Genomic DNA, 14,841 nt, shown 5'->3' with positions numbered 1-14,841 from the left:
TGACCGCGTGGCTGCGGGAGCCCTCGATGCTGACTGCGCGCAGGCCGTGCTGTCGGTGGCCGGCCACCCCTCGGGGGCGGACCCGGCGTGCCGGCGAGCTGACGCCGCGCGAGGTCGAGATCCCGGGCCCGGTCGCTCGCGGCCTGTCCAACCGCGACATCGCGGCCCGGCTCGTGCTCAGCGAGAAGACGGTGCGCAACCACGTCGAGCGGACCTACAGCAAGATCGGCGCCACCAACCGCGTCGGAGCCAGCCTCTACGCGCTCGAGCACGGCCTCGTCGCACCGGCCTGACCGGACGGATCCGCGTGCGACAAGATGGCCGGCATGCGCGTGCTGATTGCTCCTGACAAGTTCGCCGGCACGCTGACCGCGGTCGAGGCCTGCGACGCGATCGCCCGGGGCTGGGCGCGACACTCGCCTGACGACGCGCTCGACCCGGCGCCCATGGCCGACGGCGGCCCGGGCTTCGTCGACGTGCTGCACGCCGCGCTCGGAGGCGAGCTCCTCGGCGTCACCGTCGAGGCGCCCCACGGCGAACGCGTGCCGGCGACGATCCTGTTCGTCGAGGACGTCGCCTACATCGAGACCGCCCGGGCGGTCGGCCTCCACCTGATGGACGGCGGCGCCGAGTTCGGCGACAGCTTCGGGGTGGGCGAGCTGCTCCCGGCCGCGATCGAGTCCGGCGCCCGCAAGATCGTGGTCGGGCTCGGGGGCTCGGGCACCAACGACGGCGGCGCCGGCGTGCTCGCCGCGCTCGGCGCCACGTCCGACGGCATCCTCGACAGCGGCGCGATCGCCCTCGACACGGTCACGACCGTCGACCTCGGCCCGGCGCGCGAGCGGCTGGCCGGGATCGAGCTCGTCGCCGCCACCGACGTCGACAACCCGCTCACCGGCCTCTTCGGCGCCACCAAGACCTTCGGCCCGCAGAAGGGGATCGACGAGGCTCGCATCGTCGAGATCGACGGCGTGCTCGAGAAGTTCGCGGCGGCCACCGATCGCCGTACCTCCCTCGAGAAGGGCGCCGGTGCCGCCGGCGGCATCGGCTTCGCCCTCCTCGCCCTCGGCGCCACCCGCGAACCCGGCATCGCCCTCGTCGCCCAGCACGTCCGCCCGGCCGAACGCGCCCGCCAGGGCCGACCTCGTCATCACCGGCGAAGGTGCCTTCGACTTCTCCAGCCGTTCCGGCAAGGTCCTGCACGGTGTCGCCGAGATCGCCGCCGACGCCCTCCGCCCCGTGCATCGCGCTCGCGGGCCAGTGCTCGTCGGGTCGCGGGAGATGCGGGCGCTGGGCATCGAGTCGGCCTACTCCCTCGTGGATCTCGTGGGGGAGGAGCGCGCCTTCGCCGACCCCGCCGGCTCCCTCGCCGACCTCGCCCAGCGCACAGCACGCACCTGGTCCCGCTGAGGTTCGTCCCACTTCCTGCCCGGTGCTCTCAACCGGCTGCGGTGGTGGCGGCACATTGCGCCTGCCCCGCGGTGGTGGCGGCAGATTGCGCCGTTGGGCGGTGCGCAACTGCGATCCGCCGCCACCTGAGCAGTGCTGATCTCGGTGGTGGCGGCAGATTGCGCTGTACGGCGACCGCAACTGCGATGTGCCGCCACCCTGAGCAGTGCTGATCTCGGGGGTGGCGGCAGATTGCGCCTGCACGGCGACCGCGACTGCGATGTGCCGCCACCCTGCGCGCGGAGTCTGGGTCGGGAACCGTCCACAGGCATCGCCGCGAGGACCTCATCCACAGGTCCGTCTCCTTGTCGCGTCGAACTGTCGGAGCGGCCAACCAACCTCGTTCGCATGACAGAGGAGCAAGCGCTCGGGCACAACGGAGAACGGGAAGCGATGGCCGTCCGCGGCCATCGGCGGGGTAATGAGTGGAAGAACGTCACCTACGCCGTTCATCGACGAACGGATGCGCCACGCCCTCCCGACGACCATCCCCCGCACTGGCCGGAGCCGGACCCGGCGGGATGGCAGCTGCTCATGACGGGCAACGGGTGCTTCACCGGACTGACTGCGCTCGAAGTCTGGGGAGTGTCCCTGCCGCCGATCCCCGACGGCTGCCCGGTCTTCATGGCGCTGGGCAAGAACGATCCCCGGCCGATGCGACGCGGAGTGCACACGAGTCGCCACATCGCGCAGGTCGACTTCGCGGTTGTGCGAGGACTCCGAGTAGCCACACCAGCCGAGGCGTTGGTGGCGGCGGCGAGGTGGTTGTCCAAGCTGGACCTCGTGTTGGTCATCGACAACGCCCTGCACCGCGGGCTCGTAGACCTTGACGAGTTGGTGAGGATCAGTCGTACGCGCAGGCCGGGGGCGCGTGCGTTGCGAGCGGCGCTACCGCTCGTGGACGGGGGTGCGGAGTCGCTTCCCGAGACGCTGCTGAGACTGCTGCACGTCTGGTGCGACGTCGAGGTCGAGACACAGTGCATCCCGGTGGACGAGAACGGCGTCGAGATCGCGCGGACCGACATCTGGCTGGTGGGGACGACCTCCCACCATGAGTACGACGGCGACGAGCACGAAAAGGCGCCCCGACGTGTGAAGGACCTCCAACGAAGTCGTCGGATCGACAAGGCAGGTCACGTTCGCCGTGGCTACACGCTGGGGGACCTGCTGCACCGATCGGTCCCGGTGTTGGAGGACATGGATCGAGCCGTCGGCCGACAGCATGACCCGCTCCGCATCCGGCCGTGGGTCGAGCTGATTCGCCAATCCCTGTATTTCCCATCCGGACGCGCGGCCTTCCTCGAGCGAGTACCCACCTGCCCGCCTCGCCGGCGTGGTGGCGGCGCCTGACGCCGTACGGCCAATGGATCCGCAATGTGCCGCCACCTTCCCACTGGTTCCTTAGAAGGGGGCGGCAGATTGCAGCTGCAACGGCGACGAGGATTCGCGATGTGCCGCCACCAACCGGGCCAAGGGTGCGATGTGCCGCCACCCCGCGGCACCGGGCACACGCCGTCAGGCGGGCCGACCCGGATGTCGGACCTGCGGGCGTGGCTATCCGGACTCGTCACATCGGGTCGGGGAATAACCCACGATGTGCGACCATTGAGGCAGGCAACCGCCCGACAATCTTTTGGGAGCACCAATGACCGAGCAGCTCGAGACGACCACCGACCGCCGCCTTGACCAGATCAACCTGAGCGATGTCGCTTCGTCGAAGATCAAGAGCCTTCTCGAGCAGGAGGGTCGCGACGACGGCCCTGCGCATCTCCGTGCAGCCCGGTGGCTGCTCCGGCCTGCGCTACCAGCTCTTCTTCGACGAGCGCACCCCGGACGGCGACGTCACCACCGACTTCGATGGCGTGACCGTCGTCGTCGACCGGATGAGCGTCCCCTACCTCAACGGTGCCCAGATCGACTTCGTCGACTCGATCGAGAAGCAGGGCTTCACGATCGACAACCCCAACGCCACGGGTTCGTGCGCGTGCGGAGACTCGTTCCACTGATCGCGACCGCGCCAGCGGGCGCGATCATCGGTGGTTGAGCAGCGACCGCGGCTGAGGAACGAAGTCGCGACGGAGCGTGTCGAAACCCAGTTGCTGACGAAACAGCAGTCATTGCATCAGGACGCACAAAGGCCCCCGCCGGGAGGACGGGGGCCTTTGCCATGTCTCGACACCCGGGAGGGTTAGTCGAGATGCAGGTGGAGCGCGTTGGCGATCCGGGCGGCGGCTTCGCTCACCCGGATCTCGCGCTTGGGGACGTCGGTCGGGGAAGTCATCGAAGGCGATGCTCGGCGGGGTGTTGACCGCAGCACGCGCGGCGCGCTCGAGGTGGAGGTTGGCGCCGGCGGCGCGACAGTCCGCGGCCATCTCGGGCGCTGGTGCGAGCTCGTCGTGAACCGGGTGCGAGGCGGGGCTGCGAGTCGTCATGAAATCGACGCTAACGGCTACTGATTGGTAGCCCGAATCGTACCCATTGGTAGTTTCCCGCGTCCCGGAAATGCAGATGCTGGCGAGAGCGCGGGTAGCCTGCCGCCGTGCCTCTTCTCATTGCCGGTTCCATCGCGACCGACCATCTGATGTCATTCCCGGGCAAGTTCTCCGACAGCCCGGTGGTCGACCAGCTCGACAAGCTGTCGGTCTCCTTCCCGGTCGAGGACCTCGAGGTACGCCGCGGTGGCTGCGCCGCCAACATCTGCTTCGGCCTCGGCAACCTCGGCCTGACGCCCGTCCTCGTCGGTGCCGTCGGTGAGGACTTCGCGGAGTACCGCGCCCGGCTCGAGCGCCACAACGTCGACTGCGACTCGGTGCACGTCTCCGAGACGCGTCACACCGCGCGCTTCGTCTGCACCAACGACAGCTCGCACGCCCAGATCGCCAGCTTCTACGCCGGCGCCATGAGCGAGGCCCGCGAGATCGAGCTGAAGCCGATCGTCGACCGCGTCGGCGCCCCCGACTACGTCCTCATCGGCCCGGACGACCCGCAGGGCATGCTCCGCCACACCGACGAGTGCCGCCAGCGCGGCTACAAGTTCGTCGCCGACCCGTCCCAGCAGCTGGCCTTCGGCGACGGCGAGATGATCCGCCCGCTCATCGACGGCGCCGAGATCCTCTTCTCCAACGAGTACGAGGCCAACCTGATCACCCAGAAGACCGGCTGGTCCGCCGCCGAGGTGCTCTCGCGCGTCGGCACCCGGGTCGTCACGCTCGGCGCCGCGGGGGTCCGCATCGACCGCCGGGGCGAGGAGTCGATCGTCGTCGCCGCCGTGCCCGAGATCGAGAAGGTCGAGCCGACCGGCGTCGGCGACGCGTTCCGCGCGGGCTTCCCGGCCGCCCTCGGCTGGGGCCTGTCCAACGAGCGCGCGGCGCAGCTCGGCTGCCTGCTCGCGGTCTACGTCGTCGAGCAGGTCGGCACCCGAGAGTACGTCCTGTCGCGGGCCGCGTTCCCGGAGCGCTGCACCGCGACGTACGGCGCCGACGCGACCGCGGACTTCGAGCCGCACCTCGTCACGCTGCATCCCTGACGAAACCCGGTCCTCGAGTTTCGACACGCTCGCTGGCGCTCGCTGCTCAACCAGCGGTTACGTGAGCCGGCGCACCAGAAATCTGGGCGCGCCGTCGGACGCGGTGTCCTCACCGGCGTACTCCTGCTCACGCAGGCGACACCACGCCGGTACGTCGACCCGGGCCGCGACATCGTGCGCGACGACGCCGATGAGCTCCCCGACGGGCACGTCGGTCAGGTGCTTGGCGAGCTCGATCACCGGCATCGGGCAACGGAGGTCGCGACAGTCGAGCTCGAGGAGCGGCTCCATCACAGCCCCACCCGGGCGCGGATCGAACGCACGACCTCGGGCAGCACGTCGCAGAAGGCGTCCACGTCGGCGCGCGTCGCGTCACGTTGCAGCGCGAGCCGCACGTTGCCGTGGGTGAGCACGCCCATCGCCTCCGGGACGTGACTGGGCGCGAGCGTCGAGGACGTGCACGCCGACCCGCTCGCGATCCCGAGGCCGCGACGGTCCAGCTCGTGGACCAGCGCCTCGCCGTCGACGTACAGGCAGGAAAAGGTCACGAGGTGGGGGAGCCGGTCGGCGGGGTCGCCGACGACCTCCACGTCGGGCACCTCGGCCGCGACCCGGGCGCGCACGACGTCGATGAGGGCGTGCTGGCGAGCATTCACGTCGTCGCGCTCGGCGACCACGGCCCGGAGCGAGGCGGCGGCGGCCGGGATGGCGGGGACGTTCTCGAACCCGGCGGTGCGCTCGTCGACCCGGTCATCGGCGGGGAAGGGGTTGCGCCACCGCGCTCCCTTGCGCACCAGCAGCACGCCGACGCCGGCCGGGCCGCCCCACTTGTGCGCGGAGCCGGCCGCGGCGGCCCAGCCGTCGGGCAGCGGGAGCCGCCCCATCGACGCGCACGCGTCCATGAAGATCGGCGCTGGCGTCTGCTCGGACACCGACGCCACCGGCTGGAGCGTGCCGACCTCGTGATTGGCACTCTGTACGGCGACGACAGCAGCCGCGGAGGGGACGTCGTCCGGCACGAGGCGGCCGAGGATATCGACGGGGATCGGCAGGGGAGTGCCACCCCACCGGGCCGCGTGCAGCACGGCGGAGTGCTCGACGGCCGTGTGCGCGATCGGCAACCCGTCGCGCAGCCCGCGGTAGGCCGAGCCGAGCAGTCCGCGGTGGACGGCCTCGGTCCCGGTCGCGGTGAAGGTCACCTCGTCGGGTCGTACGGCGAGGGCGTCGGCCGTGGCCTGCGCGCGTTGTCCAGCAGCAGCCGGGCGTCACGGGCGGCTGCGTGCAAGCGGCGCGGGTCGGCGTACCCCCGGTCGAGCGCGGCGAGGAAGGCCTCGCGCGCCGCCGGGTGCAAGGGCGTCGAGGACGCGGCGTCCAGATCCTTGCTCACGGGCCGAACGTAGACCATCGACGGTGATCGGCGCCGGCGACGACGTGTGCGGCGCGACACCCGACCCGCCACCGCCACCGGGCGCGAATGACGATAGTCTTCGCAGGTGTCGAGACTGGACCTAGAGAGAGGCTCGTTCGTGGGTCTGCAACTCCCCAAGCGTGCAGCCGCGCCGATGCGCAGGCTGGCCACGGGGTGTGCTGATGGCGGCCACCCTGCTCTTCCTGAGCGCATGCGATGCCACTGACAAGGACCAGATCGCGCGACTTGCGATGCCTGAGCCTGCCACCGCGCAAGCGCCCCACACCTTTGAGCTGTGGAAGTGGGCTTGGGTCGCCGCCATGATCACCGGCGTCATCGTCTGGGGCCTGATCTTCTGGGTCATGGCGCGGTTCCGCCGCCGCAGCGACGACGAGATCCCGGTGCAGACGCGCTACAACCTGCCGCTCGAGATCTTCTACACGATCGCGCCGATCATGATGGTGATCGTCTTCTTCTACTGGACCGTCAACGTCCAGAACAAGCTGATCGAGATCGAGCCCGAGCCCGACGTGACGATCGAGGTCGTCGGCCAGCAGTGGCAGTGGACGTTCAACTACGGCGTCGGCGAGGCCACCGGCCCGGCCACGCCCACCTACACCGACAACGACTACCGCTACGACGACTACGTCTACGTCGTCGGCGACGGTGTCAACCGCCCGACGCTGGTGCTGCCGGTCGACCAGACGGTCCAGTTCAACCTGCACTCGCCCGACGTCATCCACTCGTTCGGCATCGACTCCTTCCTGATGAAGATGGACGTCGTGCCCGGCCGGATCAACAAGTTCCGAGCCACGCCCACCGTGATCGGTGACTACAAGGGCAAGTGCTTCGAGCTCTGCGGTGTCGACCACTCGCGGATGCTCTTCGACGTCAAGGTGGTCAGCCGGGCTGACTACGACGCCTACCTCGCCGACTGGCCGAGCAGGGTGCCGAGTCCGACACCCCGCTGCTCGGCGGCGCCAATGCCCGCACCCGGGCCGGACTCGACGACCCCGAAGAATCTGACACCGTTGAAGGGGGCCACGAGTGAGCACCGCGACTGCATCCACGACCGCTCCAGTGCGCAAGCCACTGGGCCAGCAGCTGGTCAGGATCATGACCACGACCGATCACAAGCTGATCGGCAAGATGTACCTCATCACCTCGTTCGCGTGGTTCATGGTCGGCGGCCTGATGGCCATGCTGATCCGTTCCGAGCTGGCGTTCCCGGGCAACCGAGTCGTCAACGACGAGCTCTACAACCAGCTGTTCACGATGCACGGCACGATCATGCTGCTGCTGTTCGCGACCCCGCTGTTCTTCGGCTTCGGCAACGTGATCATGCCGCTGCAGATCGGCTCGCCCGATGTCGCGTTCCCGCGCCTGAACATGTTCAGCTACTGGCTGTTCCTCTTCGGTGGGCTGATCGCCGCCTCCGGCTTCCTGACCCCGGCCGGTGCCGCCGACTTCGGCTGGTTCGCCTACACCCCGCTCTCCGACGCGGTGCGTTCGCCCGGCGTCGGTGGTGACCTGTGGATCATGGGCCTGTGGATGGCCGGTCTCGGCACGATCCTCGGTGCGGTCAACTTCATCACCACGATCATCTGCATGCGCGCACCCGGCATGACCATGTTCCGGATGCCGATCTTCGTGTGGAACACGCTGATCACGTCGCTGCTCGTGCTGATCGCGTTCCCGATCCTCGCCGGCGCGCTGCTCTCGCTCGAGGCGGACCGACTCTTCGGCGCCCACGTCTTCGACCCCGTCCACGGCGGGCCGATCCTGTGGCAGCACCTCTTCTGGTTCTTCGGGCACCCGGAGGTCTACATCATCGCGCTGCCGTTCTTCGGCATCGTGTCCGAGATCCTTCCGGTCTTCAGCCGCAAGCCGCTCTTCGGCTACGTCGGCCCGGTCGGCGCCACGCTCGGCATCGCGATCCTCTCGGTCGCCGTGTGGGCGCACCACATGTTCGTCACGGGCGCCGTGGACCTGCCGTTCTTCTCCGGCATGACATTCCTCATCGCCGTACCAACAGGTGTGAAGTTCTTCAACTGGATCGGCACGATGTGGGGGGGATCTCTGTCCTTCGACACCCCCATGCTGTGGTCGGTCGGCTTCCTCACGACCTTCCTGTTCGGTGGCCTGACCGGTGTCATCCTGGCCAGCCCTCCGCTCGACTTCCACGTCTCCGACTCCTACTTCGTGGTCGCCCACTTCCACTACGTCGTCTTCGGCACCGTGGTGTTCGCGATGTTCGCCGGGTTCTACTTCTGGTGGCCGAAGATGACTGGTCGGATGCTCAACGAGCGCCTCGGCAAGCTGCACTTCTGGCTGCTGTTCGTCGGCTTCCACACCACCTTCCCGGTCCAGCACTGGCTCGGGGTGGAGGGCATGCCGCGTCGCTACGCCGACTACCTGCCCGAGGACGGATTCACCTCGCTCAACCAGTGTCGACGATCGGTGCGTTCCTGCTCGGTGCCTCGACGCTGCCGTTCCTCTACAACGTGTTCGTCTCCCGCAACGCGCCGCTCGTCAACACCGACGACCCGTGGGGCTGGGGCCGTTCGCTGGAGTGGGCGACCAGCTCGCCGCCGCCGCGCCACAACTTCGTGTCCATCCCGCGCATCCGCTCCGAGTCGCCGGCCTTCGACCTGCACCACCCGGAGATCGCGATGCTCGAGCTGCACGAGAACGACGCCGAGCGCCGTGGTGACCCGGCCGACGCCCCCGACGTGGAGGGTCGCGAACAGATGCTCAACGACCGCCCGGACGAGACCGATGGAGACGCCCGATGAAGCACGAAACCCGGCTCTTCGTCATCTGCACGGTCTTCCCGGGTGCTCGTCACCCCGGCCTACTGGCTGATCACGGGTGACTGGACCGGCACGTCGGCCCTGACGATGACCACCTTGCTGACGCTGATGGTCTCGCTCTACCTCGGCGTGCACGCCGCCCGGATGGACCCTCGCCCCGAGGACCGCAAGGACGGCGAGATCGCGGACGGCGCCGGCGAGCTGGGCTTCTTCCCGCCCTACTCCCGGTGGCCGCTGTGGTGCGCGATGGCGCTGGGCACCGTGGTCTTCGCGACCGCGATGGCCGCGTGGTGGCTCTTCATCATCGGTGGCGTCATCGGAATGGTGACCTTGAGCGGCTGGATCTTCGAGTACTACCGCGGGGAGCACGCGCACTGACGCACTCCGCCGCGCGGCCGTGACGAAGTCCACGGCCTGCGCGGGGTCCGGAAGTGGGTCGCGTCCCCGGCCCGGGGTTACCCTGAAGACCGATCGTTGGTCTTCACGGGGGTAGTCCGCATGTCTGCACGTCTTCGCGTCATCGGGGCATCGCTCCTGCTGACGCTGTCCTTGGCCGCCTGCGACGCGGCGGAGGGCCTCGACGAGGTCACCGGCGGGTCTGGTTCCTCCGAGGGCGAGCAGGCTGCTCCCATCGTCCCGGTGAAGCTCACCGCCAGTGCGGCGGACCCGGGCGCCGTACGCATCCGCGCAGCCGCTGAGGTTCACCCTCGCCGACGGCGACCTGAAGACTGTCACGCTCACGGCCGGCGACGACACGTTGCTGGACGGCGAGCGCAACGGCAGCCAGTGGACGCTCACGTCCCGCCTCGAGCCGGGCACCGACTACGTCGCCAAGGCCCGTGCCGAGCGCAACGACGGCGCGGAGGTGACGAAGGTCCTGAGGTTCCACACCGAGGACCTCACCCTCGACCAGCAGGCCTACCCGTCCGTCGCGCCCCTGTCCGGCGAGACCGTCGGCGTCGGGATGCCGGTGGTCGTTTCCTTCGACCTGCCGGTGCAGAACAAGCGTGCGTTCGAGCAGCACATGACCGTCACCAGCACGCCCGCGCAGGTTGGCGCCCGGCACTGGTTCAACGACTACCGTGTGCGCTACCGCCCCCAGACCTACTGGCAGGCCGGCACCGACGTCTCGGTCTCCCTCGACCTCAACTCGATCCCGGCCGGCAACGGCATCTATGGCCGGGAGAGCCGGGTCGTCGACTTCCACATCGGTGACGCCAACGTCTACAAGGTCAACGCCCAGACCCACCAGATGCAGGTCTTCTCCAACGGCGAGCTGCTCCGCACGATCCCGATCACGACGGGCAAGGCCGGGTTCACGACCCGTTCGGGCACGAAGGTGATCAGCGAGAAGTTCGCCGTCAAGCGGATGAACTCCGAGACCGTGGGCATCGCCAGCACCGATCCCGAGGCCTACGACATCGATGATGTCCAGTGGGCGATGCGGTTGACCGACACCGGCGAGTTCATCCATGCCGCGCCCCGGTCCGTCGGCTCGCAGGGCTACGCCAACGTCTCGCACGGCTGCACCGGCATGTCGACCGACAACGCAGCCCGGCTCTACGCGATGACCAAGCGCGGCGACGTCGTCGAATACACGGGCACCGACCGGGCGATGACGCTGGAGAACGGGTACGGCGACTGGAACACCGACTTCGCGACGTACAAGAGCGGCTCCGCGCTGTCCTGACCGGGTTGTCCTGCGGGCACCCGTGGCTGCCCGTGGGTGGCGGCACATCGCAGGTTGTTGAGGTGGGTGGCGGCACATCGCAGGCAGTCGTGGTGGGTGGCGGCACATCGCAGGCAGTCGTGGTGGGTGGCGGCACTTCACCTTCACGCGGGCCGTTGGGTGTGCTGTCTGCCGCCACCCTCGGCGCAGCGATTGCAATCTGCCGCCACTGAACAACGAAGGGCCCCGGATCCCGGATCCGGGGCCCTTCGTTCGGTGGTGCTGTGGATCAGTGTCCGCGGAGCGGGGCCTCGTCGACCGTGTGGTCGCTGTGGCCGTCGAACTGGTGTCCGTCGGCCGGGTGGTCGAGGCCGGCCTCGAGGGCGTGCTCGTGCTCGGCGTGGTGGTGCGCCTCCTCGAGCTCCTCTGCGGTCGGCTTCTGGACGTTGTGGCCGAACATCTTCTCCGACAACGCGGCCCGCGCGGCCCGGACCCGGGAGCCCGGAGCCACGACGCCGTTGGCGTCGGTGTCACCGTCGACGGTGTAGATCTCGTCGCGTCCACGCGCGGTGAGGGTGTAGGCCGAGGCCTCGCTGATCGGCAGGTGCCGCTCGGAGTAGCCACCCTCCGCCGACCGCATGATGACGCCGGTCTCGTAGCCGTGGAGCAGCTTCTCGTTGTCGTGGCGCTGGAGCGAGATGCACCAGCGACGCGTCACGAAGAAGGCGATCGCCGGTCCGACGAACACCGCCACCCGCATGAAGTAGGTGATGTGGTTGATGCTCGCGTGGAACTTGATCGCGATGATGTCGTTGCCGCCCGCGGCCCGAGTGAGGCCGTAGAACGTCATCAGGGACACCATGACGGCCGTGCGGGTCGGCGCGTTGCGCGGGCGCTGGAGCAGGTGGTGCTCGCGCTTGTCGCCGGTGATCCAGCCCTCGATGAAGGGCAGCAGGATCAGGATCGTCAGCATCATCGGCGGCACGATCAGGATCGGGATCATCACGTTCCACGAGATCGTGTAACCGAAGATCACCGACTCCCAGCCGGGCATGATCCGCAGCAGTCCGTCGGGCCAGCCCATGTACCAGTCAGGCTGCAGGAGCCCGCGGTGACCTTGGTCGGGTCGTAGGGGGCCGAACTTCCAGACCGGGTTGATCGACAGCAGGCCACCCATGATCGCGGTGACGCCGAAGACGATGAAGAAGAATCCGCCAGCCTTGGCGGCGTAGACCGGGAGCATCGGGGAAACCGACGACGTTGTCCTCGGTGCGACCGGGCCCGGGCCACTGGGTGTGCTTGTGGTAGACGAGCAGCAGCATGTGCGCGGCGATCAGGCCGAGCAGCAGGCCGGGGATCAACAGCACGTGGATGATGTAGAGACGCGGGATGATCGCCTCGCCGGGGAACTCGCCGCCGAAGAGGAAGAACGACATGTAGCTGCCGACGACCGGGGTGGCCTTCAAGAAGCCGTCCGCGGCGCGGACGCCGGTGCCGGAGAGCAGGTCGTCGGGCAGTGAGTAGCCGGTGAAGCCCTCGAGCGTGCCGAGGAGCAGCAGCAGGCAGCCGATGACCCAGTTGACCTCACGCGGCTTGCGGAAGGCGCCGGTGAAGGCGACGCGCAGCAGGTGCACCATCATCGCGGCGACGAACAGCATCGCCGCCCAGTGGTGCATCTGGCGCATCAGCAGGCCGCCGCGGACGTCGAAGGAGATGTTGAGCGTGGAGGCCATGGCCTCCGACATCTCGATGCCGCGGAGCTGGTCGTAGGAGCCCTCGTAGTGGACCTCGCCCATGCTCGGCGTGAACCACAGCGAGAGGAAGATGCCCGTGAGCAGGAGGACCACGAAGCTCCACAGGGCGATCTCGCCCAGCATGAAGGACCAGTGGTCGGGGAAGACCTTGCGGATCTGCTTCTTGCCGGCGGAGGCCGGGCCCATGCGCTCGTCGGCCCAGTTGGCCACGCCGCCGATCCCTGGACGGCTTGGAGGCCGTCGCCGCGGTGGCACCGTTGGAGGTCGCCACCTTGCTCGTGTCGAGACTCATTGCTTCTCACGCTCCCAGTAGCTTGCCCCGATGGGCTCGTCGAAGTCGGCCTGCGCGATGAGGTAACCCTCCTCGTCGACTGCCGGGGGCAGCTGGGGGAGAGGTCGGTGCGCGGGACCGAAGATGACCTTGGCGCCGTCGGCCAGATCGAACGTGGACTGGTGGCACGGGCAGAGCACGTGGTGCGTGGTCCGCTCGTACAGGGAGATCGGGCACCCGACGTGGGTGCAGATCTTGGAGTAACAGATGACGCCGTCGACGGTCCAGTTCTCCCGGCCCTCGACCGGCTTGATCTCCTCGGGCTCCATCTTCACGACGATGATCGCGCCCTTGGCCTTCAGCACCTGCAGCTCGACACCCTCGATCTCGGGGTAGCCGTTGGCCTCGGTGGGGAACTGCGCCTCGGGGGCCGCGTTGACGAGGTCGCCGATCTCGAGCTCGGAGGCCTTGATCGGGGTGCCGACGACGTCGCGGACGACGCGCATGCCCTTCTTCCAGATCGTGTGCTGCAGGCCGGTGCCGTTCTCGGCGTTGGCGACCCGGGCGTTGGTCGGGCCGAGGTCGCGCAGCAGCACGATCGCGGGCAGGCCCATCATGCCCATCGCGCCGAGGAGCGAGTTGCGCACGAGCGGGCGACGACCGATGCCCGACTCCTCGATGCCCTGCATGATGTCGGAGACAGCGGCGTCGCGGTCCTCCGCCGGCGATCCAGCGGGGTGCCGAAGCTCGGAGATCTCGTGGTCGCCCATCAGCTTGCGGGCCCACTGGATGATGCCGATGCCGATGAAGAGCAGGCTGCCACCGAGCGCGAGGCCCGGGGCAACTGTGGAGGCGCCCAGCCCGATGAAGGTGTCGAAGTTGTCACCGATCTCGAGCGTGAAGTAGGCGACGACGAACAGGACGGCGCACACCATGGAGAGGCCGAAGAAGCCGGCGACCTGGCGCTCCGCGCGCGTGGCCGCTCCCTCGTCGAGGTCGGTCGGACGCCACGTGTGGGCAGGCAGACCGGGGTTGGCGATCGGCTCTTCCACGACGGCGGGCGTGTGGTCGTGCGAGTCGGTCATGCCTCTGCCCCTTCTTCGATCGGCTGCTTGGTGCTACGAGTGGTGTGGGCGGCGATCCAGACGGCGAAGCCCACGAGGCCGCCGATGCCGAGGACCCACGCGAACAGACCCTCGGAGACCGGGCCGAGCCCGCCCATGCCGAAGCCGCCGTAGTTGGGGGTGTCCTCGATGCTGCGGAGGTAGGCGATGACGTCGCGCTTCTCCTCGGGGGAGAGGTTGCCGTTGCTGAAGTTGGGCATGGCCTGCGGGCCGGTCAGCAGGGCTTCGTAGATGTGCTTGCTCTCGACGCCCTTCAGGCTCGGGGCATAGCCACCGCGGGGCATGGCGCCGCCGCCGCCGTTGAAGTTGTGGCAGGCGGTGCAGTTGGTCAGGAAGATCTGGCCGCCGCGGACGATCGCCTCTTCGCGCTCGTCGTCGGAGAGTCCCTCGATCGAGTAGTCCTGCTCGGTCGGGATCGCCGGTCCGGGGGCCAGCGAGGCGACGTACGCAGCCATCGCAGCGACCTCTTCGTCGCTGTAGGTGGGCTGCTTGCGCGGGGCCTGCGAGCCGGGCTGGGCCAAGGGCATGCGACCGGTCTCGACCCGGAAGTCGACAGCGGCGGCGCCGACGCCGACGAGCGAGGGGCCCTTCTCGTAGCCGTCACGGATCGTCGAGATGCCCTCGCCGTTCTGGCCGTGGCACGAGGCACAGCCCACGAGGAAGAGCTTGCGGCCCTCCCTCGACGAGCTCGGTGTCGCTCTGGGCCTTCTGTGCCCGGGCGGGCGCCAACACGGTGTAGATGCCACCGGTCAGGAGCAGGCCGAGCAGGAGCACGGCCAGACCTGCGACGGGTCCGCGGCGGTGCCGGGAGATCCGACCTGCGGAGC

At 68.8% G+C, this 14,841-nt stretch carries 12 protein-coding genes and 5 pseudogenes; 10 read left to right on the top strand and 7 right to left on the bottom strand.

Features of this window, described 5'->3' with window-relative positions; translation table 11 throughout:
* The first annotated feature begins 26 nt into the window (after positions 1-26).
* The 6 genes and pseudogenes from LP418_RS01145 to LP418_RS01120 all read left to right on the top strand — a co-directional run bounded on the left by LP418_RS01145 (position 27) and on the right by LP418_RS01120 (position 4,975).
* Positions 27-293 (top strand): response regulator transcription factor, encoded by a 267-nt coding sequence (locus LP418_RS01145; protein ID WP_257954929.1) that lies wholly within the window; start codon positions 27-29, stop codon positions 291-293.
* A 24-nt stretch (positions 294-317) separates the two neighbouring features.
* Positions 318-1,070, top strand: a pseudogene (locus LP418_RS01140) (glycerate kinase family protein); the annotation flags it as partial.
* On the top strand, positions 1,030-1,410 hold the full coding sequence (locus tag LP418_RS01135; RefSeq protein WP_257956857.1) for a glycerate kinase: 381 nt from the start codon (positions 1,030-1,032) through the stop codon (positions 1,408-1,410). The pseudogene LP418_RS01140 and the gene LP418_RS01135, both read left to right, overlap by 41 nt.
* 432 nt (positions 1,411-1,842) lie before the next feature.
* The gene (locus LP418_RS01130; protein ID WP_257954928.1) at positions 1,843-2,799 is read left to right on the top strand and encodes a hypothetical protein; all 957 of its coding nucleotides are present in this window, start codon (positions 1,843-1,845) and stop codon (positions 2,797-2,799) included.
* Between the two features lie 295 nt (positions 2,800-3,094).
* Positions 3,095-3,455 (top strand): annotated as a pseudogene (erpA, locus tag LP418_RS01125) (iron-sulfur cluster insertion protein ErpA).
* Between the two features lie 575 nt (positions 3,456-4,030).
* Positions 4,031-4,975: a carbohydrate kinase family protein gene (locus LP418_RS01120; RefSeq protein WP_257954927.1), complete on the top strand. Its 945-nt coding sequence runs from the start codon at positions 4,031-4,033 to the stop codon at positions 4,973-4,975.
* 57 nt (positions 4,976-5,032) lie between these two features.
* Here the strand turns inward: LP418_RS01120 and LP418_RS01115 are convergent, their stop codons facing one another.
* From LP418_RS01115 to LP418_RS01105, 3 genes are read right to left on the bottom strand one after another with little or no spacing between them, the layout of a single operon-like run.
* Complete coding sequence (locus LP418_RS01115; RefSeq protein WP_257954926.1) at positions 5,033-5,266, bottom strand: sulfurtransferase TusA family protein; 234 nt, start codon at positions 5,264-5,266, stop codon at positions 5,033-5,035.
* Positions 5,266-6,174, bottom strand: coding sequence for a cysteine desulfurase family protein (locus LP418_RS01110; protein ID WP_257954925.1), 909 nt, complete (start codon positions 6,172-6,174; stop codon positions 5,266-5,268). Before LP418_RS01110 ends, LP418_RS01115 begins: the two co-directional genes overlap by 1 nt.
* Positions 6,171-6,362, bottom strand: a complete 192-nt coding sequence (locus LP418_RS01105; RefSeq protein WP_257954924.1) for a hypothetical protein — start codon at positions 6,360-6,362, stop codon at positions 6,171-6,173. The genes LP418_RS01110 and LP418_RS01105 overlap by 4 nt, the downstream gene beginning before the upstream one ends.
* Before the next feature lie 203 nt (positions 6,363-6,565).
* On the opposite strand from LP418_RS01105, the pseudogene ctaC reads away from it, so the two are divergent.
* The 4 genes and pseudogenes from ctaC to LP418_RS01085 form a co-directional block, all read left to right on the top strand.
* A pseudogene (gene ctaC / locus LP418_RS01100) lies at positions 6,566-7,255 on the top strand (aa3-type cytochrome oxidase subunit II); the annotation flags it as partial.
* 175 nt (positions 7,256-7,430) lie between these two features.
* Positions 7,431-9,178, top strand: a pseudogene (gene ctaD / locus LP418_RS01095) (aa3-type cytochrome oxidase subunit I).
* A 42-nt stretch (positions 9,179-9,220) separates the two neighbouring features.
* Complete coding sequence (locus LP418_RS01090; protein ID WP_336275874.1) at positions 9,221-9,574, top strand: cytochrome c oxidase subunit 4; 354 nt, start codon at positions 9,221-9,223, stop codon at positions 9,572-9,574.
* 277 nt (positions 9,575-9,851) lie between these two features.
* Positions 9,852-10,886, top strand: coding sequence for a L,D-transpeptidase (locus tag LP418_RS01085; protein ID WP_257954923.1), 1,035 nt, complete (start codon positions 9,852-9,854; stop codon positions 10,884-10,886).
* Between the two features lie 268 nt (positions 10,887-11,154).
* Here the strand turns inward: LP418_RS01085 and qcrB are convergent.
* From qcrB to LP418_RS32080, 4 genes and pseudogenes are all read right to left on the bottom strand, one after another.
* Positions 11,155-12,805, bottom strand: a pseudogene (qcrB, locus tag LP418_RS32085) (cytochrome bc1 complex cytochrome b subunit).
* 102 nt (positions 12,806-12,907) lie between these two features.
* Positions 12,908-13,975 (bottom strand): cytochrome bc1 complex Rieske iron-sulfur subunit, encoded by a 1,068-nt coding sequence (gene qcrA, locus LP418_RS01075; RefSeq protein ID WP_257954922.1) that lies wholly within the window; start codon positions 13,973-13,975, stop codon positions 12,908-12,910.
* Complete coding sequence (gene qcrC, locus LP418_RS01070; RefSeq protein WP_442940079.1) at positions 13,972-14,670, bottom strand: cytochrome bc1 complex diheme cytochrome c subunit; 699 nt, start codon at positions 14,668-14,670, stop codon at positions 13,972-13,974. Before qcrC ends, qcrA begins: the two co-directional genes overlap by 4 nt.
* Positions 14,615-14,788 carry a hypothetical protein gene (locus tag LP418_RS32080; protein ID WP_442940078.1) on the bottom strand — a complete coding sequence of 58 codons (174 nt, stop codon included), beginning with the start codon at positions 14,786-14,788 and terminating at the stop codon, positions 14,615-14,617. The genes qcrC and LP418_RS32080 overlap by 56 nt, the downstream gene beginning before the upstream one ends.
* Positions 14,789-14,841 lie beyond the last annotated feature (53 nt).

It is taken from the genome of Nocardioides sp. B-3 (assembly GCF_024703895.1).
Taxonomy (GTDB): Bacteria; Actinomycetota; Actinomycetes; order Propionibacteriales; family Nocardioidaceae; genus Nocardioides.
Note: the sequence above shows the minus strand (reverse complement) of the source record. Positions and strands in the feature narration are given on the sequence as shown.

What these genes read in the sequence shown, in the direction of transcription:
- LP418_RS01145 (WP_257954929.1), top strand. Translation starts at nt 27, where the DNA reads ATGCTGACTGCGCGCAGGCCGTGCTGTCGGTGGCCGGCCACCCCTCGG.
- LP418_RS01130 (WP_257954928.1), top strand. Translation starts at nt 1,843, where the DNA reads ATGGCCGTCCGCGGCCATCGGCGGGGTAATGAGTGGAAGAACGTCACC.
- LP418_RS01120 (WP_257954927.1), top strand. Translation starts at nt 4,031, where the DNA reads ATGTCATTCCCGGGCAAGTTCTCCGACAGCCCGGTGGTCGACCAGCTC.
- LP418_RS01115 (WP_257954926.1), bottom strand. Translation starts at nt 5,266, where the DNA reads ATGGAGCCGCTCCTCGAGCTCGACTGTCGCGACCTCCGTTGCCCGATG.
- qcrA (WP_257954922.1), bottom strand. Translation starts at nt 13,975, where the DNA reads ATGACCGACTCGCACGACCACACGCCCGCCGTCGTGGAAGAGCCGATC.